Below are 20,835 nucleotides of genomic sequence, written 5' to 3' on the forward strand. Positions count from 1 at the left end.
TGTCATAATCCGGGGCGCGCCTGGATCCGGGAGCGAGTGGCGCAGTGACCCGCCCATAGCCATGGCTCTCGGCCGTCCGGCCTGATTTCATCCCCCCTCAAGGAGTCCGTGCCATTCATGGTGCTGTTCAATCGATTGAGCACTTTTTCGACCCAGGCGCGCAGGGCACTGGGACTGGTGTGGGAAACCTCCCGGCCACTGTTCACGGGGCTGTTGCTGGCGACGATTGTCGCTGGACTGCTGCCCGCACTGGCGGCCTGGATTGGACAGCGCATTGTTGATGGCGTGGTCCACGCCATGCAGGTTCATGCGGCCGGCAGCCAGGCCCCCGTGTGGCCGGTGATGCGCTACGTGCTGGCCGAGGCCGGCGTGCTGGCTTTGTTGGCGGCGGCGCAACGGGCGCTGTCGATGCAGCAGTCGCTGTTGCGGGTGAAGCTGGGCGTGAAGGTCAACCTGATGGTCCTGGAGAAAGCCCAGACCCTTTCGCTGCTGCAATTTGAAGACGCCGAGTTCTACGACAAGCTGGTGCGCGTGCGCCAGGGGGCTTCGACGCGCCCGCTGAGCCTGGTGACCAAAGGACTGGGGTTGGTGCAGAACCTCATTTCGCTGGTCAGCTTTGCTGTCCTGCTGGTGCACTTTTCGCCGTGGGCCCTGTTGATTCTGGTGGTCGGTGCGTTGCCGGTGTTCTTCGCCGAGACGCATTTTTCCGGCAATGCGTTCCGCCTGTTCCACCGGCGTGCACCGGAGACGCGCCGGCAGAACTACCTGGAATCCTTGCTCTCCCACGAGTCCCATGCCAAGGAGGTCAAGCTGTTTGGCCTGGCACCGCTGTTCCTCCAGCGCTATCGCGACAACGCTCAGCGCTTGTATACGGAGGACCGCCAATTGACGCTGCGCCGCGACGCCTGGGGCTTTGCATTGGGCCTGTTGGGCACCGCAGCGTTTTACCTGGCCTACGCCTGGGTGGTACTCGACACCGTGCGTGGCCAGACAAGCCTGGGCCAGATGACCATGTACATCGTGCTGTTCAAGCAGGGGCAGGCCGCAATCACCGCCAGCCTCAGCGCCATTGCCGGGCTGTACGACGACAGCCTGTTCCTCTCGGACCTGTATGAATACCTTGAAACCCCCGTGATCACGCCGCGCGGCCGGCTCACCGAGGGCGCGCGCCCTGGCGATGGCCTGCGCTGCGAGCAGGTGGGGTTCACCTACCCAGGCGCCGGATCCGCCGCGCTGCGCAATATCAGCCTGCACCTGGCACCGGGGAAAAGCCTGGCCCTGGTGGGTGAAAATGGTTCCGGCAAGACCAGCCTGATCAAACTGCTGACCCGTCTGTATACCCCGGATGAAGGCCGCATCCTGCTCGACGGCAGCGACCTGCAGGAGTGGGACGAACACACCCTGCGCCAGCGCATCGGCGTTATTTTCCAGGACTACATCCGCTACCAGATGAGTGTCGGCGAGAACCTCGGCGTGGGGGACGTCGAGGCCCTGGACGACCAGGCCCGCTGGCGCAGCGCTGCCACTCAAGGCGTGGCGGCGGAATTTATCGAGCGCTTGAGCCATACCTATTCAACCCAGCTGGGACGCTGGTTCGGAGGCCAGGAACTGTCCGGGGGGCAGTGGCAGAAAGTGGCCTTGTCGCGGGCGTACATGCGTCAGGAGGCCGATCTGCTGATCCTCGATGAACCCACTGCCGCGCTGGATGCCGGGGCTGAAGCGGCGGTGTTCGAGCACTTCCGTGAGCATGCCAGGGGCCGCATGGCCCTGCTGATTTCCCACCGGTTTTCCAGTGTGCGCAGTGCGGATCACATTATCGTGCTGGAACGCGGGCAGATTCTGGAGGAGGGCAGCCATAACCAGCTGATGGCTGCGGGTGGACGTTATGCCGAGCTGTTCGACGTTCAGGCGCGAGGCTATCGCTAGGAAACCCAGCGCAGCGTATCTGCCGATCCCTTCAAGTGACTTGTACAGATTGCTATTTGGCAGATTTGAATACGCCGCTGAGGACAAACGCATAGCGTTCCGGACGGATAAAGAAGGTGGTGCGGTCGCAGCAACGGCCGTCGGCAAAGTAAGAGCTGCGCTCCATCACCAGCAGCGCGGCACCGCGTTTGACGTGCAGGGTGCTGGCCAGGCTTGCATCGGCTGCTTGCGCACGGATGGCCAGGTCGGCACGGGTGACGGCCTGGCCGGTGATCGATTCCAGGATCGAGTAGATCGGCTGATGCTCGACGTCCGTCCAGACCACGCCGGCCAACTCGGCCGGTAGATGGCTGCGGCCCAGGGCGATAGGTTCGTCATCCACGAAATGCAGGCGCTCCAGCAGCAGGCAATCGTGGGCGCCTTCAAACAACGCCATCAAGGCTTCCGGAACGGGCTGCAGCGTGTGGCCGATCACCTGCATGCTCGGTTTGAGCCCTTGCAATAACAAGGCTTCATGGAAACTGCGCAACGCATCCAGGCCATGCCGAACCTGCTTCGCGGCGACGAACGTGCCCTTGCCTTGCTTGCGCTCCACCACGCCGTCGTCGCTGAGTTTGCCCACTGCCAGGCGCACCGTGACGCGACTCACGCCAAAGCGTTCGCCCAGTTCGGCTTCTGACGGCAGTTTGCCGGTGGGTTCGAAATCGCCGCGCTGAATCTCTTCCAGCAAACGATGGGCGATCTGTTCGTAGAGCGAGGTGGTGCTGTCGCGCAGAATGGACGTGGACACGGTCGGCTTCCAGGGGCCTTGGAGTGGGGCGGTGCGCCTTCACTTCTAAGGTTATAAAAATAGGTTATTGGGATGACTTGTATTAGTACGTATTATGTCAGGCACTCCCATTGTAAACGACCTGACGATACTTGCCATGCCCGACTCCTTGCCTTACGCACCGCCGCAAGCCGACGCCCTGACGGTCGATCACATCAGTTTCAGCTACCCCAACGGCCATCGGGTGTTCAACGCTTTCAGCCTGAACGCCAAGCCGGGTGAATTCGTCGCGATCCTCGGGCCGTCCGGCTGCGGAAAAACCACGTTGCTGAATTTGTTGTCGGGTTTTCAGCAACCCCAGAGCGGCCGGATCAGCATCAACCAGACCGCCGTGCGCCCGGAGCGCTCGGAGTTGGGGTATGTGTTTCAGGCGCCGCAGCTGTTTCCCTGGCTGAGCGCGCTGGAGAACGTGCGTTTCGGCCTGCGGATGACGGCGCAGCTCAGCGAGGCGCAACAGCGTGCCCAGGCGTTGCAGTATTTGCGCCTGGTCGGCCTGGAGAACGCTGCACAGCGCTTGCCCCATCAGCTGTCGGGCGGCATGCAGCAGCGCGTCTCCCTGGCCAGGACCTTGGCATTGGAGCCCAGCGTATTGCTGATGGACGAACCCTTCGCCGCGCTGGATGCCATCAGCCGCAACAGCATGAATGAAGAGACGCTGCGGATCTGGGCCGAGCTGGGTCAGACCGTGCTGTTCATCACCCACGACATCGACGAAGCGGTGTTCCTGGCCGACCGGGTCATCGTGCTCAACATCGCCCCCGGCGGTATCCATAGCGAACTGGATATTCATTTGCCGCGCCCGCGTTCCAACCTGAAAACCCGTCGCCTGCCGGCCTTTCTCGATTACCGCAATGAGCTGATGGAGCGCATTTCCCAGGTCATGGGCGCGGCCGAAGCCATCCCTAACCCCACCCGCCAACCCGAGTTAACCCCATGATCAAACGTTCGCTGCTTGCTCTTTCCTTGTCTGTTGCCGCCTTGGCAAGCAGCACAGGTGCCGTGGCCACTGAAGAGAAACCCCTGCGTGTGGGGTATGTGTTCGCCATGGCCAACGCCCCGGCGCTGATCGCCGACAAGCAGGGTTACTACCGCGAGGAAGGCTTGAATGTCGACCTCAAGGCCTTGGGCGATGGCCCTGTGATCCAGCAGGCGCTGGCCGCCAATGAGCTGGACGTGGCCTATGTGGGCACGCCGCCGGTGTACCAATGGTTCTCCCGAGGCTTGCAAAGCCGGATTCTGGCCAAGGTCAATTACGGTCAGGCGGCGGTGATTGTCGATGCAAAAAGCCCGATCAACAGTCTGGAGCAGCTCAAGGGCAAAAAGCTCGCTGGGGTCAAGAAGGGCAGTGGGATGGACGTGCTATTGCGCGGCTATGTGCTGAAAGAAAAAGCCGGGCTCAACCCGGACAAGGACCTCGACATCATCGACATGCCACCCGGCAACATGAACGCGGCGCTGGAGCGCGGCATCGTCGATGCAGCGTTTTCCTGGGAACCCTTTGTCAGCCAATCGTTGCTGCGCGGGTCGAGCCGGGTTCTGCTCGACGTCAACCAGGCACTGCCGAACTACCCGTGGTACGTGGTGATCGCGCTGCCCAAAACCTTGCAGGAGCGACCGGACGATGTGGTCAAACTGCTGCGTGCGCACCGCAAGGCCATCGCGTTCCTCAACGAGCATCCCGACGAGTCGAATCGCATTATCGCCGAGGCGTTCAAGCTTGAAGCGGTCCAGGGTCCTGACGGCAAGACCATTGCCCCGGAGGCCATCGTCGCCCAGGCGCGCACGCGATTGGGCTGGTCGGCGGACTTGCTGCCTGCGGATATCGAATTCATCCAGCGCCTGATGAATTATTCCCACGACCTGGGCTTTATCGACACCACGCTCAAGACCGAGCAGATCGTGGATACCGCCTACCTGGAAAAAGCCTCGCGCTGAGTCTGAGCCTGTCATGTCCTTGCCAAAACCGAATTGGGGATGGGCTTCGCTGCCCTTCCTGCTGTTGATCTGGATGGCCCTGGCCAGCCGCTTTCCCACCTATATCCTGCCGCAGCCCTGGGATGTGGCGCGCGAAGCGCTGCGTTGGCTCAGCGACAGTTCGCTGTGGCAGCACCTCAGGGCGAGCGTCCTGGAGGAAGTCGGCGGCTTCTGCGCGGCGGTGCTTGTCGCGATTGTGCTGGGCACGGCCGGCGGCTTGTCTTCGCGCTTTCGCGATTTCATCTCGCCGCTCAACAGCCTGTTCATGGCGATCCCGCCGATTGCCTGGGCGCCGCTGATCATGATCATTTTCGGCCTGGGCTATGTCTCCATCGTGCTGGTGATTTTCATTGCCGCGATGTTCCCCATGGCGGTGACCATCCAGGAAGGCGTACAGAGCATTCGCGGTGGTGAAGTCCGCGCGGCGCGCACCTTGGGCGCCAACCCCTGGCAACTGCTGGCCCATGTTTACCTGCCGGCCTCATTGCCCTTCGTGACGGCGGCCTTGCGCATCGGGTTCAGCCAGGGCTGGCGGGCACTGGTCGCCGCAGAAATGATCGGCGCCTCCCAGGGCATCGGCTGGATGGTCTCCACCGGCGGGCAGATCGGCAACAGCAGCCAGGTGCTGCTGGGCATTGTGCTGATCGGCCTGATTGCCTGGCTGATGGAGAGTTTTGTGTTCCGGCGCATCGAGCGTCACTACCAGAAATGGCGCGTGCAGTAAGCATCGTCCTTTGCCTTCGAACCCTTTCAAACCTTCAGTGGACCACTGCACGAGGTGTCATGTGAGTAACGTATTCGATCCCCGCGAAGCCGGGCATTACATCGCCCCCCAAGGCCTCTACGAACGCAACAAGAAACGCCCGTTCCTCGGCAGCATCGACTGTGACCGAGATACGCTGATTGCCGGGCAGTGGGATGAAATCACCCTGGTCTACGAGGTCGGCGGCAGCGGCCTGGCGGATGGCGCCTGGTTGAAACTGGCGTTCAAGTTCTACTCCGATTGGGCACTGTTCCAGACCTCGAACCCGGCCGGCCCCAACTACGTCAGCGCCGAGTACCAGGCGGGCGAGTTGGTCCCCGGGCAGAGCCAGGCCACCGTGCAGCACCTGAAAGTGCGCTTCGACCAGAAGGGTCACGAACGGCCGTTCCAGAAAGCGATCATCATTGACATCATCGACGGCTACCTGAATCCCGGCGACAAGATCACTATTCGCCTGGGCGACCGTCGCCAGGGCGGGGCGGGCACGCGGGTGCAGAGTTTCGTCGAGAAAGACTTCCGTTTCCGGCTGTTTATCGACCCCTTGGGCAGCTCGAAATTTGCCGAGGTGCCAGGCGATCCGTTGCTGAACATCGTGCCGGGACCGGCGCAGAGTGTGCAGCTGATTGTGCCGCGCCTGATCAGCGCCGGTGAGGGGTTCGACGTGCTGCTGCGGGTCGACGATGCCTGGGGCAACACGTGCCGCAACCTGCCGCTCAACGGGGTACTGACCCTGGTTGATCCGGAAGGCGGCGAGCGCCAGCAAGGGTTTACCCTGGCCAATGAAGGGTGGGCGACGGTGCGGCTCGAGGGGTTTGACCTCGGCGCGGTGGGCGAGTGGCGTTTGTCCGCCCAGGTGCAGGCGCCCGGCGTGCGTGGCGCCCAGGCCTTCGTGACGGTTGATCCGGCCGGCAGCGCATTGCGCCCGCTGTACGCCGACTTGCATGTGCACTCCGATGACACCGTGGGCACCAACGACACGCTCTACAACCTCAGCTACGGCCGCGATGTCGCCGGCCTCGATGTGCTCGGCTACACCGCCAACGACTTCAATATCACCGAGCAACGCTGGGATCAGGCGGTGAAGCTGATTCACGAACTCAACGAGCCCGGCCGCTTCGTCTGCTACCCCGGCACCGAGTGGTGCGGCAACTCCTGCGCGGGCGGTGACCGTAATGTTGTCTTCCTGCACGATCGCAAGCCCGAGTTTCCGTTCGACAACCAAGGGCGCCTGGTGCGCTCTTTCGAGTGGAACGAGTTCACCGCCGGCACCATCAAACCGGGGGCCTGGCCGGTGGACGAGTTGTACGCGGCCTATGCGAAAGACCCGGAAGGTCACTTGATGATGCCCCATGTCGGCGGGCGCCGCTGCAACCTCGACTGGCACCATCCGGAGCTGGAACGCTTGATCGAAGTCGGCTCGGCCTGGGGCCAGTTCCATTGGGTCTACGCCGAAGCCCTTCAGCGTGGCTATCGGGTCGGCGCCGCGGCGAACAGTGATGAGCATCAGGGCCGTTGTGGCGGCGGGGTTCCGGCCACGGCCGTGTTTGGCTCTCGCGGCGGGCTGACCGGCGTGATTGCCGAGTCTTTCGACCGCTCGAGTGTCGGCAAGGCCCTTCGCGCCCGTCGCACCTTTGCCACGACGGGCGAGCGTGCATTTGCCAGCCTGCGCCAGGGCCAGCATTTCATGGGCGAGGTGTTCACGGCGGATTCGAATGCCACCCTGGACTATCGATTGCTGGGCGAGGCGGGCTGGGAGCAGGTGGACCTGTTCGACGGCGATAAACTGATCTGGTCGCGCAACCTGCATCAGGAGCTGGGGTTTTCCGCCCAACGCATCCGGTTGCGCCTGGGCGGCGCACGCATCAAGGACCGTTATCGCGGCGCTTACTGGACCGGCGAAATCCGGGTGACGGGCGCGGTGATCAATGGCTTTCGTGCCTTGGGCCTCGATCACCCGGAGCAAACCGTATGGCGCAAGGACGCCACGACCCTGGCCTTTCGCACCGACACCAACGGCGACACCGACAGCATCGAAATCGACCTGTCGCAATTGGCCGGCGCGACGTTGCAGGTCCGCAGCCGCATCGACAACTACATCAAGGTCGGCGATCCGTCCGAACCGCAGCCCTACGTGCATGCACCGACGGTGCTGATGGAGCTGTCCGGCGAAGAACTGCTGGCGCAATCCCAGGTGATCGAAGAGCTGCCAGGGGCGGAGCTGAAAGTCTCCCTGGAAAGGACCACCGCCGAAGCGCTGCCCCGTGAGCTGCAGGGGCAGATCGAGCTGGCGCCACTCAATTTGCACGCGGGGCGCGAGCATCCGCTGTTCATCTGCGCGCGCCAACGCGACCAGTCCCGGGTCTGGACCTCGGCGTTGTTCCTCACGCTTGCTTAAGGCCGCCGTGTTCGAACCCGTTCGAGAGCGCGCAAAGAACCCTGTGGCGAGCGGGCTTGTTGTGGCGAGCGGACTTGCCCCGCGTTGGGCTGCGCAGCAGCCCCAAAACCAGGCGCAGAGGCGTGCCTGATACACCGCATTCGTCTTCATCAGGGGCTGCTTCGCACCCCAGCGCGGGGCAAGCCCGCTCACCACAGGGGGCCGATTCAATCCAGGCATTGCGCCCCGGCTAGTTTGCTGTGGGCTTCGGTGCGTGCAGCCGCAAGGATTCTGCAGTACCTGGTGAGGGCAACGCGGCCTCGACCAGTTCGATCCAGTGCCTGACCGGGGTGCGTCCTGCGCCGTCGAGGTGGGACTGGCAGCCGATATTGGCGGTGACGATGACGTCGGGGTGGCCGCTTTCCAACGCATTCAGCTTGTTATCGCGCAGTTGCCGCGACAATTCGGGCTGGGTCAGCGAATAGGTGCCCGCCGAGCCGCAGCACAGATGGCCGTCGGGAACCGCGGTCAGGTTGAAGCCCAGGCTTGTCAGCAGGGTTTCAACGGCTCCGCCGAGTTTTTGCGCGTGCTGCAAGGTGCAGGGGCAGTGGAACGCCAGGCGCTGGTCGCTGTGTACGCCGAGCTTATCCAGTGGCTCGCCGCGCAGCACTTCAACCAGGTCCCTGGCCAGGGCACTGACCCTGTGCGCCTTGGCGGCATACGCCGGGTCGGTGCTGAGCAGGTGGCCGTAATTCTTGATAAAGGCCCCGCAGCCGCTGGCGGTTTGCACAATGGCCTCGGCCCCGTTTTCAATGCTCGGCCACCATGCATCAATGTTGCGGCGGGCGCGCTCAAGGCCCGCAGCCTGAGCGTCGAGGTGGTAATCCACCGCACCGCAGCAGCCTGCCTCGTGGGTGGATATGACGCTGATCCCCAGGCGATCCAGCACCCGTGCCGTGGCGGCGTTGGTATTGGGTGACAGGTGCGGTTGCACACAGCCCTCAAGCATCAATACCTGGCGGGCGTGGCGCGTGGTCGGGCGCGGTTTGGGCGGGTAGACGCGGCGAGGCAACTTGGCCTGCAAGGTGTTGGGCAACAAAGCTCGAAATAGCTGGCCACTGCCGATCAGCAGGTTGAACAGCGCGGGATTCGGAACGACGTTGCGCAACCCTTCGCGCAGCAAACGCTGACTGAGTGGGCGTTGCACTGCCGCGTCGACCACCGCCCGGCCGATGTCGAGCAAGTTGTGGTAATCGACGCCGGAGGGGCAGGTGCTTTCGCAGTTACGGCAAGACAGGCAACGGTCCAGATGCTCCTGGGTCTTGCGCGTGACTTCATTGCCTTCTAGCACCTGCTTGATCAGGTAGATGCGTCCCCTCGGGCCATCCAGTTCATCGCCCAGCAGTTGATAGGTCGGGCAGGTGGCATTGCAAAAACCGCAGTGCACGCAACTGCGCAGGATGCGTTCGGCTTCTTCGGCGCGCGGCAGTCGGCGGGCGTCTTCGCTCAAGGTGGTCTGCATGGTTCAAAGCTCCGCGTACAGGCGACCGGGGTTGAAGATGCCCCGTGGATCGAGTTGCTGCTTCAGGGTCCGGTGGTAGCGCATCAACGTGTCGGGCAGCGGTTGGAAGGGGCTGTCGATCAGGCCCGGGTGGTAGCAGGTCCCATGCCCGCCGGCTTTTTCGACCACCGCGCGAATGACCCTCGCGTCGGCGTCGGATTTGAGCCAGCGCTGGGCGCCGCCCCAGTCGATCAATTGGATGCCTGGCAGCGCCAGTCGGGGCGTGTTGTGCGGCAAGGACAGGCGCCAAAGGGGCAGTTCCTCATCGAAAAAACTCAACCGGTGTTCGTTCAGGTCTTGCCAGTAGGCAGCGTCCAGCCACTCGCCGCCCAAGCGCTCATGGGCCGCCGCCACCGAGCCTTCGCCCCCTTCGAGCCGCAGGTGCAGGCGCTGGCCATCGTGACACGCGGCGCTGATCGGCAGCGGTTGCTGCCCCCATTCCGCCAGGCGCAGCAAGGCACGGTCGGTGTCCATTTCCAGGCTGATACTCAAGGTTTGCCGTGGTTTGGGCAGGACCTTGAGGGACACTTCGGTCACCACCCCAAGCGCGCCGTAACTGCCGGCCATCAAGCGCGACAGATCGTAGCCGGCGACGTTCTTCATGACCTCGCCGCCGAAGCGCAAATGCTTGCCCTGTCCGGTGATGACCCGCGTCCCGAGGACAAAGTCGCGGACCGATCCTGACCAGGGGCGCCGTGGCCCCGAGAGCCCGCAGGCAATCATGCCGCCGACGGTGGCGTGCTCACCGAAGGAGGGCGGTTCGCAGGGCAGCATCTGGTGCGCGGCGTCCAGCACTTCTGCCAACTCCGCCAAGGGCGTGCCGCAACGGGCGGTGATTACCAGTTCCGTCGGGTCGTAGCTGACGATGCCCCGGTGGGCGCGGGTGTCGAGGATTTCCCCGGTGCCTGCGCGGCCGAGGAACGCCTTGCTGTTGGAGCCCTGGATACGCAGCGGCGTGGCGTCGTTCAGCGCCTGGTTGACCTGCTCCAGCAGCGCTGCGCTGGCGTCGATAGGGTGTCCGCTGCGCATCAGAAACGCTCCAGGTCGGGGAAGGGCATCTGACCCAGATGAACGTGCATGGCGCCAAACTCGGCGCATCGATGCAACGTCGGGATGTTCTTGCCGGGGTTGAGCAATCCGCCCGGGTCGAAGGCGGCTTTGACGGCGTGGAATACGGTCAGCTCATCGCTATTGAACTGGGCGCACATCTGGTTGATCTTCTCGCGGCCCACACCGTGTTCACCGGTAATGCTGCCGCCGACCTTCACGCACAATTCTAGGATCTTGCCGCCCAGGGCTTCGGCGCGGTCGAGTTCGCCCGGTTGATTGGCATCGAACAGGATCAGCGGGTGCATGTTGCCGTCGCCGGCGTGGAAAACATTCGCCACCCGCAGGCCGTACTCGGTCGATAACGCCGCGATAGCGTGCAGCACCCCAGGCAGTTCGCGGCGCGGGATCGTCCCGTCCATGCAGTAATAATCCGGTGAGAGGCGGCCCACCGCCGGAAACGCATTCTTGCGCCCGGCCCAGAAACCCACGCGTTCGGCCTCATCCCGAGCCTGGCGCACTTCGGTGGCGCCGGCCTGTTCCAGCACCTGGCGCACGCGGTGGCAGTCGTCGTGGACGTCGGCTTCCACGCCATCGAGTTCACACAACAGAATCGCTTCGGCGTCCACCGGGTAGCCGGCGTGAATGAAGTCTTCGGCGGCGCGAATGGCCAGGTTGTCCATCATTTCCAGGCCGCCCGGGATGATGCCGGCGGCAATGATGTCAGCCACCGCACGGCCAGCCTTTTCGACGCAATCGAAGGCGGCCAGCAGCACTTTGGCGGTTTGTGGTTTGGGCAGCAGCTTGACCGTGACCTCGGTGATCACCCCGAGCATGCCTTCGGAGCCGGTGAACAATGCCAGCAGATCGAAACCCGGAGCATCGAGGGCCTGGGAGCCCAGGCTCACGTGTTCGCCGTCGACGGTCAGGATGTCGACCTTGAGCAGGTTGTGCACGGTCAGCCCGTACTTCAGGCAATGCACGCCCCCGGCGTTTTCCGCCACATTACCGCCGATGGAACAGGCGATCTGCGAGGAAGGGTCCGGCGCGTAATACAAGCCAAAGGGCGTAGCCGCCTGGGAAATCGCCAGGTTGCGTACCCCCGGCTGAACCCGGGCGGTGCGGGCGGCGGGGTCGATGTGCAGAATGTTGTTGAAGCGCGCCATCACCAGCAGCACGCCTTTTTCCAGCGGCAGCGCACCGCCGGACAACCCAGTGCCCGCGCCGCGAGCCACCACCGGTACACGCCGCTCATGGCAGACTCGAAGCACGCCCTGGACCTGATCGATGTGGCGCGGCAGCACCACCAGCATGGGCGTGGTGCGATAAGCCGAGAGTCCGTCGCATTCGTACGGCTTGAGCGCTTCGTGCTGGTGCAGGATTTCCAGGTCAGGCAAGCGAGTCTGCAGGGCGTGCAGCAGCGCCTGTTTGTCGACGTCAGGCAGGACGCCGTCGACGCGTTCATCGTAGAGAATGTTCATAGTCGGTAGGCGACCCTCCGTTGTTTTTATTCGAGGTCTGTTCCGATGCAGCTGGCTTGCATCATTCGCCTGGGGCGATTTACTGTCCAGTCGATTAGTCGGATGTTTGGGCAGTCGTGAGTCGAACGCTGAAGCTGCTCATACCCGCTTGAGATTGCATGGGCAGCACAGGAACGGACAGTAACCGGGACTCGTCGAGCCGATTTTGCAAGCCCATTCCTCCCCCCTGTCGATTGTTATCCTCAGCGAGATATGCTCAGACGACCGGCGGTAGCAAACCGGGCCGGAAAAAATTAGACAGGGTGATGGCTCGTTGCTATACCCATTCAGCGGATACACCCGCCACACCGGTAATGGGGAGCGCCGCCCCCCAGCCGGGCATAAAAAGTTCTGATCTAGCATTCCAGTGTTAAGCAGTCGAGATTTTCAATCGCAATGGTTCTCTACCACTCCGGCCGAGAGCTCGGATCGCTGACCTAGGCCAAGGAGGCCGATGATGCGTTTGCCAATGATTCGCTCGAACTCATTTCCCTTCCTGCAACACCTGTCGAACGCCGACCGGCGCACGCTCGCCGTTCGTGTCGAACGCTACCCAATACCTCGATACCCGTAGACCGTTGCAAGTCACCTGATGTGATGTTGCATGGAGAAGGTTTAACCGGCGCATCCATCTAAGTTGTCATCATTCCGACTATCACTCTTTTAAAATGTGAGGCCTCATCATGGCTGTCAAAAATGATTTTCTGATTCGAAATAATCTGAGTGACACTGGTAAATTACCGCGCTCGGGGAGCTGGACCGGGAGCCCCGATATACTGGTCGCTGGCCAAAGTGCGCTGACGACCCAGGAAATGGTTTCGAAGTATGACCAAGCTTACGATCAGGACGTAAAAGAGTTCTTCAGCAATAACTTTTATGTCCGCGCGAAAAACGTCAGTGCGGCAAATGTCTCCCAAAACATCTATTTGTTTCAGGTGCCGCAGAATCTCTTCCTGGCCCCGAATGTCTGGTACAACCAAGACAGTCTGATGAACTACACCTCCGTCGTCGAGGACCCTAACGATCCGAGAAAAACCATTGAAGTGCGGCAGAACTATCAAACCCTGACTGCCGGTCCAGGAGAAGTAGTTGCCACTAATGCGTTCACCTGGAAGCCGCAAACCACCGAGCACCATTGCCTGATAGCGGTCGTCGCAGACAGTTTCGATGCGGTGAATGCGCAGTTCCCGTCGGGCGTCAATTCCAGCGTCGATCAATACGCGGCGTGGATCTACGCCAACCGCAACCTGGGCTGGCACAACGTGAATATCCAGGCGGTCTCGGCCTCGGATGTCTATGAGCAGCAGATCAGCATGAACCAGACTTGGGATGATGCGCTGTTCACCTGCTCTATCCAGATAACCAACGTGCCGGTCGGGGCGGTCGTCGGTTTCTCGTCAAACAACAACACCAAATGGGGCGACTCCATTGCCGTCGGGGACACCCCCGTACCGCAAAAACCCGGTGCTCCAGACCCCAACGTCAACCCCAACTTTATCGTCGGCACCAATGTGAAAATCCAGGGTGGTTATGCCGGCAAAGTCACCTTCTATGTCAACTTCAAAGGCAAGCCAAAGCCCGCAAACTTCACCATGCAGTTTGTTGTGACCAATGCACCTGAACTGTCGGCTGCAGTGCGTGCCAGCATCAGTGATTTGCTGGATGGGGATCAGAACCTGGAGAACCATTACAAGCGTTGCAACTTCGATGAACACAGTGTGTTTGTGGACTCGAAAAACGGCGAGCGGTACCTGGGCTACGAAGGCTACAGGACACTCCTGGATGTAGAGCCGACGCTGGTGACAATTGTCGGTTCCAATGGCGTTGTTCCCAACGGCGGCTTCCGTTAGGCCGAAACCTTTTAAGGAGGAATGCAACATGTCTAATGACTACAACTGGCTATTCGTGCGCAACAACCTGGCCCAGACATCGCCAGGCAAGACGCCGCCGAACGACGCCTCGCCGGACCTCATCACCCGCAGTGCGCCCGCCGGCCCCGCGGACCTCAGCAGTTTCGTGGAGTGCTACGACCAGGGCTTTTCGCAGGCTGTCGATTATCACGGCACCAACTACGTGTATGTCCGGGCCAAGAACCTGAGCACGGATGTCACTAAGACGGCCGTCGGCAGCGTTCAGCTGTGGTATTGCAGCGCGGATAACATCAACAAGAAGCTGCAGTGGGTCCGATTGAACACCCAGGACCAGAGCAACGTTGTCAGCATCAGCGCGCCAGGGCAGGGGGTGGCCGTCACCGACACGCCGTTCCTGTTCAGCAACGTGTCGCCACCCGTACAGGGTGCGCCGTACAACCTGATCGCCTTCATTACCGATGCCAACCATCCGGCACCTGCCGGCAGCGCGATTATCCCGCTGCAAGAGGCGATCGTGGAAGCGGGTAATGCGGCCTACGTTGCGCTGGCGATCCCGCCCAAGCCGCCGACTCCCGCCACAGGCTTCGGCTGGTCGAGCACAGTTGCACTGAATAACGCCAATCCGGTGGATGTGACGGTGGCGTTGTCGTCTTCCAGGTTTGATCCGGATGCCGAAATGTATTTCATCTTCGATACCCCGGATGCCAACGGCGAGATCATCTCGATCGGTAAGTCCCCGCTGGTCACCGGGCGAGTCTTTGCTACCAGTGCGACGTTGCCGGCCAACTACGTCAGCAAAGTCACCGCCTATTACAACGCCAAGGTCCCCGTCAGCGGCCAGCTCAGCGCAGATTTCGCGCTGCAGGTGATTCAGGCTCCCCCGCAGGGTGGGGGGGTACAGCCGTCGAAATTGCTCGAGCAGTTCAAGGTGTCGCTGACGCAACTCCTTGCGGTTGCCAAGTAAGGCCCTAGCCCAGCGCAGGGGACCGCGCAGGCGGTCTCCTGCAACAGCCACTCACTTGGATAACCGGGTCAGGAGTATTTATGGCGATTACCCTGCGCGTGAAAAGCAACTATGGCGGCAACCTGGTCAGTCAAAAGTATCAGCCGATTGAAACCCCGGTACTCGAAGATACCGACCAGAGCGATTGCCTGGAGTTGGTCAACGACAGGATCGATGTATTGCGCGACGCGGGAAAGCTGCCCCGGGCGCTGGACTTCTACACCAACGGCACCTCGGCCGCGATTCTGCTCGCCGAAAACAATGCTGCGTCCCTGCCGCCGCTGGTCGTCATTTCAAGCAATCGCAGCGACTGGATCGCCTCCGGTTTCGCACGCGGTGCGGATCTTCTGCAAGACCTGGGACAAACCCACTTCGCCAATGTGTCGGACCTGCAAGCTTTCAATGCACGCACCCAGCAAAACCCTAGCGGCCAAATCGTGCCAGACACGCGCCCGGTACCGGCCTGGTATTACCCGGGGCGGGTCAATGATGCCAATCGGCGCATCTATCTCATTGTTCACGCTCTCGAATACCCCAAGTACTGGAAAGTCTTGCACACCGTTCCCAACCTGCATGTCATCGGTTGGTCGTTCCATAACGATGCCGGCTGGCTGCTGGGTGGGAACTATCCCTATGTCGGTTTCGGCGCCAGCCGTTACGCGGCCATCGAGTTTTGCAAATGGCTGCGGCGCAGCTCCAACAATCGCTGGAACTACGCCTGGCTGGTGGATGACAACGTCTATCACCTTAATGCCTTCCGGGGGCTGGCCGCCGCCGAAGGCGCGATGCTCGCACGCGGCTTCATCGGGATGGGATTTGGCAGCGAAACGGCCACCGACACCACCGACAGCATCATTGCTGATCGCCAGGCGCATCGAAGGTTGCTGGGCAGCCCGGGTGGGGACTACCTGAACTCGGTGTTCAGGACAGACCGGGTACTCCAGCAGGCGGTGCTGTGGAACATCGACTGGCTTGACCAGAACAATCTGAACTTCAGCCCGTATTTCATCGCCTCGGCCGAGGACACCAGCCTCACCAACTATCTCGACATCAAGAGGCACGCCTTTGGCATCACCACTGAGTCGACCATCCTCAAGCAGACGAACAGCTATTTCGACAGCGACGAGAAGGGCAAGGTCCTCAACAGCATCCGGTACAACTACGAACGCTGGTATGCGATCACTGAAGGCACCAAGAGCGTCATCAATCAGGGCGCAGCCGCCACACCTGTCTCGCTGAAGGACTTCATCGTCAACAGCGTGTTCCCCGTTTCGCAGATCGCTTCCCAGGCCGGGAATGCCGAAGCTCGCAACCGTGCCATCTGCCAGGCCGTGGAATCGATCATCGCTGCCGGGGTGAAGAAGGCCGGCTTTATCCCCGACAAGTTGTTCCAGCCCAACGGTAATAACCAACAAGTGACCAATATCACTTGAGCAGGAGTCCACAGTGGATATCAATCAACTGGCAAGCGACCTACGCAAGCAGGCAGCGGACAACGGTAAGGTGGTGCTCGATAACCGCCTGCTGAGCGATGAGCAGGTAGCGGACATCGCCACCGCGTTCTTGTTGGAAAAAGGCACCAAGCTGACGGTCGAGGGCCTGCAGAGCAGCGATGTCAGCGGGCCCGACCAAGGCGTCGTGCGAGTCAACACCGGCACCGCTGCGCTGCTCAAGGTCAGCGAAGTCGGCGTCCAGCTGAGTTTTACCGCCAGTGATGGCAAGGTGGCTGTACTTATCGGTGCAACCTTGCCGCCGGGCTGGGAGCTTGCTTCCAGCTTCCCGGGGATGACGTTCTTCCCCTTCGAGCTGTTGAAACCAGCCAACCCGCGTTTCGTCTATACCTCGCTGGCACAGACGACCTATCGCTGGTCAAAGGACGATGCGACCTCCATTTGCCTGGCCCAAGGACAGAACTTCCTGTCCACGATCGGGCTGGAGAACATCAGCGGTGTCGGCGCGATTCTCGGCGATCTGGTGGGCAGTACGCCGTACAAGTTCTATGGGCCGTTCGCCCCGGCCGCAGATGCGCCGTACCCGACCGGGCGGCTTAGCGCCCCGGTTTCCGAAGGTGTGTTTTCCATTGGGGTAGGGGACTGGCGGTTGAGCCTGGCTGCGCCAGCGGTCGGGGTGAGCATCAGCGAGAAGGGCGATGAGCCCCAGCAGATCGGCTTCGCAATCTCCTCGCTGTTCGACGGCAAACTCGACTGCGGCGTGGAGATCACCCGGAGCCTCGATTCGCTGGTGATTTTCGCGCAACCGGCACCGGGTGCGACGTTCAGCGCGTCGGACCTGATCAAGAGCCTGCCGGGCGGGCAACACTACGACGAGTACATTCCAAGTGTGCTCAGCAAGGTGTTCGAGAACATCAGCCTGACGTTCTATCGCATGGTGCTGGCGAACAAATCGGCACCGGTCAGTTCGGTCACGCTCGCCATCCATACCGAGGCCCCCTGGACACTGATACCCAGCGTGCTGTCGCTGGAGTCGCTGACGCTGATGGTCAGGCTGACCGAGCCCGCCGGACCGAAGCCCACGACTAATGTCGAGATCCGGGCCTCGGCGCAGTTCCTGCCAACGATCTTCAACACCACGTTCGACTTTTCGATCGTGGTGGTCAAACAGGCGGCCGCTTGGAATATCGACCTGATCAGCGGGCAGATGACCGATAGCGTGTCGCTGGGCAGTATCGTCAAGGGTGTGGTCAGTGCGTCGGTGCCGGTGCCCGATGTGCTGAGCACCATCGTGTTCGACAGTTTCGGCGTGACAGTGGCAGGGGGCGAAAGCAATTATGCCTACACGGTGTTCGGGGCTGCCCGCACGGCGTTCACGCTCCTGGACACCAGCGTCGATGCACAGATGTCGGTGCTGTTCAAAAAGACCGGCGCGGACGCATCTGTAGCGCTGACAGGCAGCTTCGTGATCGGGCAGCAGAACTTCAGTTTCGCCCTGACGTTCGATTCCGGCACCCAGCCCGGCCTGAAGATCCAGGCGAACTGGAAAGCCCAGGACAACGACTACCTGCAGTTCGCAGATATCGCCGGGGCGCTGGGTTTCTCGATTCCCGCCATCCCCGCGGAACTTGACCTGGCCCTGTCGCAGGCGAGCTTCGTCTATGACATGAGCAACAACACCGTGCTGCTGTCGGCGACTTCGGCCCATTACGGCACAGGCACTTTCGTGGCGCTCAAATCCCTGGACCCGAAGACCGGGGCCAGTACCTCGAACTACGTGTTCCAGATGCTGCTCGGCTTTGAAGCGTCGCTGGCCGATCTGCCGCTCGTGGGCAAGATCTTCACCGACGATAACCTGGGCAGCATCAAGAACGTGCAGGCGCTGTTCGCCGCATCGCCCCTCAGCGCCGATGAGGTGCAAAAGCTCAACGCCTTGCTGACGCAGGCACAGGTGCCGTGCCGCTTGCCGTTACCTAAGGATGCCAAGGGCTCGACCACGGTTATTGCCGCAGGCTTTAACTTTGCCGCCGACATCGAACTGGGCGGCGTAGCGTTGCCGCTCTCGGCCGGTGGCGATACCGCACCCGTGAGCACGCAGACGGTGGCGGCCGTAGCGGCGAAACCACCGGCGGGCAATGCCGCCTGGTTGACGGTGGGAAAATCCATCGGCCCGGTGTCGCTCGCCCGCGTCGGTGTACGTTACGAAGACGGCCGTGTTTGGCTGCTGATCGATGCCGGGTTCAGCCTGGCGATGTTGTCCTTCGATCTGCAGGGCCTGGGGCTCGGCTTCAAGATCCCTGATAGCAAGGGCTCGGATCTGGACATCTCGGCCCAACTGGATGGCATGAGCCTGGCGTTGCAGACCGGTCCGCTGAGCATCGCCGGTGGCTTCCTGCGCTTTGACAAAGACTACCTGGGGGAAGCGCGGGTCAATGTGGCGACGTTCTCGCTCACCGCCATCGGTGGCTATGCGCCCGATGAAAGCTCCTTCTTTATCTTTGTTCGGCTTCAGCAACCGCTGGGTGGGCCGCCGTTTTTCTTCGTGACGGGGCTGGCTGGCGGTTTTGGCATCAACCGTAGCCTGGGGCTGCCGAGCATCGACCAACTGACCAGCTACCCGTTGCTGCCGCAGAACAACAAGCGCCCGGAAAACAGCTTTCCCACCACCCTGGGTACGAGCAATCCTGGGCAAGTGTTGCAACAAACGCTGGTCAAGACTGCAGCGTACATTCATCCACAGGCGGGCGAGTACTGGGTGGCGGCCGGCATCGATTTCACCTCGTTCGAAATGGTCGACGCCACCGCTTTGCTCACGGTGTCCTTCGGCGTCTCGCTGGAAGTGGCGCTGCTCGGAATCTGTCGAGTGACGGTGCCCAAGGGCGCGCCAAAGCCCATCGTCTACCTCGAAGTAGCGCTGGAGGCGCGTTTCGAGTCCAGCAGCGGACTGATCGCCGTCGATGGCCGTCTGACCCCGGCGTCGTTCATCTACGCCGGGCTCTGCCACGTCAGTGGCGGGTTTGCGTTCTACACCTGGTTCGCCGGTGAACACTCCGGGGAGTTTCTGGTCTCGATGGGCGGCTACAGCCCGCGGTTCAAGAAACCTGACTATTTCCCGACCGTGCCGCGCTTGCAGATGATCTATGAAACCGGGCCGCTGGTGCTCAAGGGCGAATGCTACTTCGCGCTGCTCTCGCACACGCTGATGGCGGGTTTCACGGTCCAGGCCACTTGGGAATCGGGGCCGATCAGCGCCTGGTTCAGCGTGGGAATCGATTTTCTGCTGGGCTGGCGGCCGTTCCATTACGAAGCCGCCGCGTATATTCACCTGGGCGCCTCGTTCAAGGCCAACCTGCTGTTTGTCACCGTCAAAATCACCATTCACGTGGGTGTCGACCTGAACATCTGGGGCCCCGAGTTCGGCGGTGTAGCCACGATTGACCTGGACATCATCAGTTTCAGCGTGCGCTTCGGCAGCGGCAGGGCCGAACCCGATCCCGTGACTTGGGAAGACTTCAAAACGTCGTTTCTGCCGGCGGCAAATGGCGACACAAAACGCCTGGAGATGTTCAGCCGCACCGACGCCGACAAGGCCGGTGACGTACAGCCAACCCAACTGGTCAGGGGCACGGTCCAGCAGGGTTTGATCAGCGACCTCAAGGCCAAGGACAGCACGGCCTTCTTCGACTGGGTACTCGACCCCAATCATTTCGCTATCGCCTCGAGCATGGTCATTCCCAGCAAGACGGCGCGGTTCAACGACTTCAAGGTCAATACGCCGTTCACCCCGGCGGGCGCGTTCACCTATGTCGGTAGCGGCACGCCCGCCGCGATGCCCACGGCCCATGGCGCGAATGACGATGGTGCGGGCTGGGCCGATGATTTCGGTGTCCTGCCCATGGCGCTGAAGGCTAGCCAGTTCAGCGTCGACCATCAGATGCAATTGACTCGCCTGCCAGCCGGCGAGGATTACACCAAACCTGAAAACTACAACGTGCCGGTCAACGAAGTGGCGGTCGGCATCGCCTTGCAGAACGCCCAGTCGGCCCTCTGGGCCGGGCAGGACCCTGGCATCAACGGGGCGCGGATGATCGCCAACACCCTGAGTGGCCTGGAACTCTCGCCAATGATCCGTCACCCGGCAATCACCGCGGACGCGGACCTTTGGGCGCTGCTTTTCGACACCACGAAGAAGATGCTCTGGCTGCTCGATACACCCACCGTCGCCACCCGCGACAGCTTCGCCGCCGTCATCAGCGAGGAGGGCACCGTGCTGACCTACACCCGTGCGACCGCCAGCATCCGCAACGTCAACTTCGAACTGGCCGACCTGGCGGCGGCAGCGGTCGCCGCCGAACGCAAGAAGATGGTCGATAGCCTCGACTCGCTCGGTTTCAACTTTGACAGCGCCGCACTCGATGTCAGCCGTCTGGCCCGTTACCCGCTCTGGGACTGGCCGCTGATTCGTGTGCTCGGCGAGGAAACGAGTGCAATTTGATCACTACGTGTTGGAGATAAG

The 20,835-nt window shown here is 61.8% G+C and carries 13 protein-coding genes; 9 read left to right on the forward strand and 4 right to left on the reverse strand.

The window, feature by feature from the left end:
- Positions 1-117: 117 nt before the first annotated feature.
- Complete coding sequence (locus J3D60_RS04060) at positions 118-1,926, forward strand: ABC transporter ATP-binding protein (protein WP_253489913.1); 1,809 nt, start codon at positions 118-120, stop codon at positions 1,924-1,926.
- Between the two features lie 52 nt (positions 1,927-1,978).
- Here J3D60_RS04060 and J3D60_RS04065 read toward each other — a convergent pair whose 3' ends face one another.
- Positions 1,979-2,716: a GntR family transcriptional regulator gene (locus J3D60_RS04065; protein WP_253489915.1), complete on the reverse strand. Its 738-nt coding sequence runs from the start codon at positions 2,714-2,716 to the stop codon at positions 1,979-1,981.
- Between the two features lie 136 nt (positions 2,717-2,852).
- Between J3D60_RS04065 and J3D60_RS04070 the strand changes: the two genes are divergently transcribed.
- The 4 genes from J3D60_RS04070 (at position 2,853) to J3D60_RS04085 (ending at position 7,887) form a co-directional block, all read left to right on the forward strand.
- Entirely contained in the window at positions 2,853-3,692 is an 840-nt protein-coding gene (locus J3D60_RS04070) for an ABC transporter ATP-binding protein (RefSeq protein ID WP_141155037.1), read from the forward strand.
- A complete protein-coding gene (locus J3D60_RS04075; RefSeq protein ID WP_253489917.1) occupies positions 3,689-4,690 on the forward strand; it encodes an ABC transporter substrate-binding protein in 1,002 nt (333 codons plus the stop codon). The genes J3D60_RS04070 and J3D60_RS04075 overlap by 4 nt, the downstream gene beginning before the upstream one ends.
- A 13-nt stretch (positions 4,691-4,703) precedes the next feature.
- Positions 4,704-5,453, forward strand: a complete 750-nt coding sequence (locus J3D60_RS04080; RefSeq protein WP_065927692.1) for an ABC transporter permease — start codon at positions 4,704-4,706, stop codon at positions 5,451-5,453.
- 61 nt (positions 5,454-5,514) lie between these two features.
- Positions 5,515-7,887 carry a hypothetical protein gene (locus tag J3D60_RS04085; RefSeq protein ID WP_253489919.1) on the forward strand — a complete coding sequence of 791 codons (2,373 nt, stop codon included), beginning with the start codon at positions 5,515-5,517 and terminating at the stop codon, positions 7,885-7,887.
- Positions 7,888-8,116: 229 nt separating this feature from the next.
- Here J3D60_RS04085 and glcF read toward each other — a convergent pair whose 3' ends face one another.
- Genes glcF through glcD form a run of 3 tightly spaced genes read right to left on the reverse strand, consistent with a single transcriptional unit; the run spans position 8,117 to position 11,955 of the window.
- On the reverse strand, positions 8,117-9,388 hold the full coding sequence (gene glcF / locus J3D60_RS04090) for a glycolate oxidase subunit GlcF (protein WP_253489923.1): 1,272 nt from the start codon (positions 9,386-9,388) through the stop codon (positions 8,117-8,119).
- 3 nt (positions 9,389-9,391) lie between these two features.
- Positions 9,392-10,456, reverse strand: coding sequence for a glycolate oxidase subunit GlcE (gene glcE / locus J3D60_RS04095; RefSeq protein WP_253489924.1), 1,065 nt, complete (start codon positions 10,454-10,456; stop codon positions 9,392-9,394).
- Positions 10,456-11,955, reverse strand: a complete 1,500-nt coding sequence (gene glcD / locus J3D60_RS04100) for a glycolate oxidase subunit GlcD (RefSeq protein WP_253489927.1) — start codon at positions 11,953-11,955, stop codon at positions 10,456-10,458. Before glcD ends, glcE begins: the two co-directional genes overlap by 1 nt.
- 722 nt (positions 11,956-12,677) lie before the next feature.
- Between glcD and J3D60_RS04105 the strand changes: the two genes are divergently transcribed.
- From J3D60_RS04105 to J3D60_RS04120, 4 genes are all read left to right on the forward strand, one after another.
- The gene (locus J3D60_RS04105; RefSeq protein WP_141155030.1) at positions 12,678-13,844 is read left to right on the forward strand and encodes a hypothetical protein; all 1,167 of its coding nucleotides are present in this window, start codon (positions 12,678-12,680) and stop codon (positions 13,842-13,844) included.
- A 28-nt stretch (positions 13,845-13,872) separates the two neighbouring features.
- Positions 13,873-14,829, forward strand: coding sequence for a hypothetical protein (locus tag J3D60_RS04110; RefSeq protein WP_065941379.1), 957 nt, complete (start codon positions 13,873-13,875; stop codon positions 14,827-14,829).
- Between the two features lie 80 nt (positions 14,830-14,909).
- Positions 14,910-16,301, forward strand: coding sequence for a hypothetical protein (locus tag J3D60_RS04115; RefSeq protein WP_065941380.1), 1,392 nt, complete (start codon positions 14,910-14,912; stop codon positions 16,299-16,301).
- A 13-nt stretch (positions 16,302-16,314) separates the two neighbouring features.
- Positions 16,315-20,814, forward strand: a complete 4,500-nt coding sequence (locus J3D60_RS04120; RefSeq protein WP_253489930.1) for a DUF6603 domain-containing protein — start codon at positions 16,315-16,317, stop codon at positions 20,812-20,814.
- Positions 20,815-20,835: the final 21 nt, after the last annotated feature.

The organism is Pseudomonas sp. S3E17 (assembly GCF_024168685.1).
GTDB lineage: Bacteria > Pseudomonadota > Gammaproteobacteria > Pseudomonadales > Pseudomonadaceae > Aquipseudomonas > Aquipseudomonas marginalis.

Excerpts from the sequence above, each read along its gene's own strand:
- glcE (WP_253489924.1), bottom strand. The coding sequence starts at position 10,456 with ATGCGCAGCGGACACCCTATCGACGCCAGCGCAGCGCTGCTGGAGCAG.
- J3D60_RS04110 (WP_065941379.1), top strand. The coding sequence starts at position 13,873 with ATGTCTAATGACTACAACTGGCTATTCGTGCGCAACAACCTGGCCCAG.
- J3D60_RS04075 (WP_253489917.1), top strand. The coding sequence starts at position 3,689 with ATGATCAAACGTTCGCTGCTTGCTCTTTCCTTGTCTGTTGCCGCCTTG.
- J3D60_RS04080 (WP_065927692.1), top strand. The coding sequence starts at position 4,704 with ATGTCCTTGCCAAAACCGAATTGGGGATGGGCTTCGCTGCCCTTCCTG.
- J3D60_RS04115 (WP_065941380.1), top strand. The coding sequence starts at position 14,910 with ATGGCGATTACCCTGCGCGTGAAAAGCAACTATGGCGGCAACCTGGTC.
- glcF (WP_253489923.1), bottom strand. The coding sequence starts at position 9,388 with ATGCAGACCACCTTGAGCGAAGACGCCCGCCGACTGCCGCGCGCCGAA.
- J3D60_RS04105 (WP_141155030.1), top strand. The coding sequence starts at position 12,678 with ATGGCTGTCAAAAATGATTTTCTGATTCGAAATAATCTGAGTGACACT.
- J3D60_RS04070 (WP_141155037.1), top strand. The coding sequence starts at position 2,853 with ATGCCCGACTCCTTGCCTTACGCACCGCCGCAAGCCGACGCCCTGACG.
- glcD (WP_253489927.1), bottom strand. The coding sequence starts at position 11,955 with ATGAACATTCTCTACGATGAACGCGTCGACGGCGTCCTGCCTGACGTC.
- J3D60_RS04060 (WP_253489913.1), top strand. The coding sequence starts at position 118 with ATGGTGCTGTTCAATCGATTGAGCACTTTTTCGACCCAGGCGCGCAGG.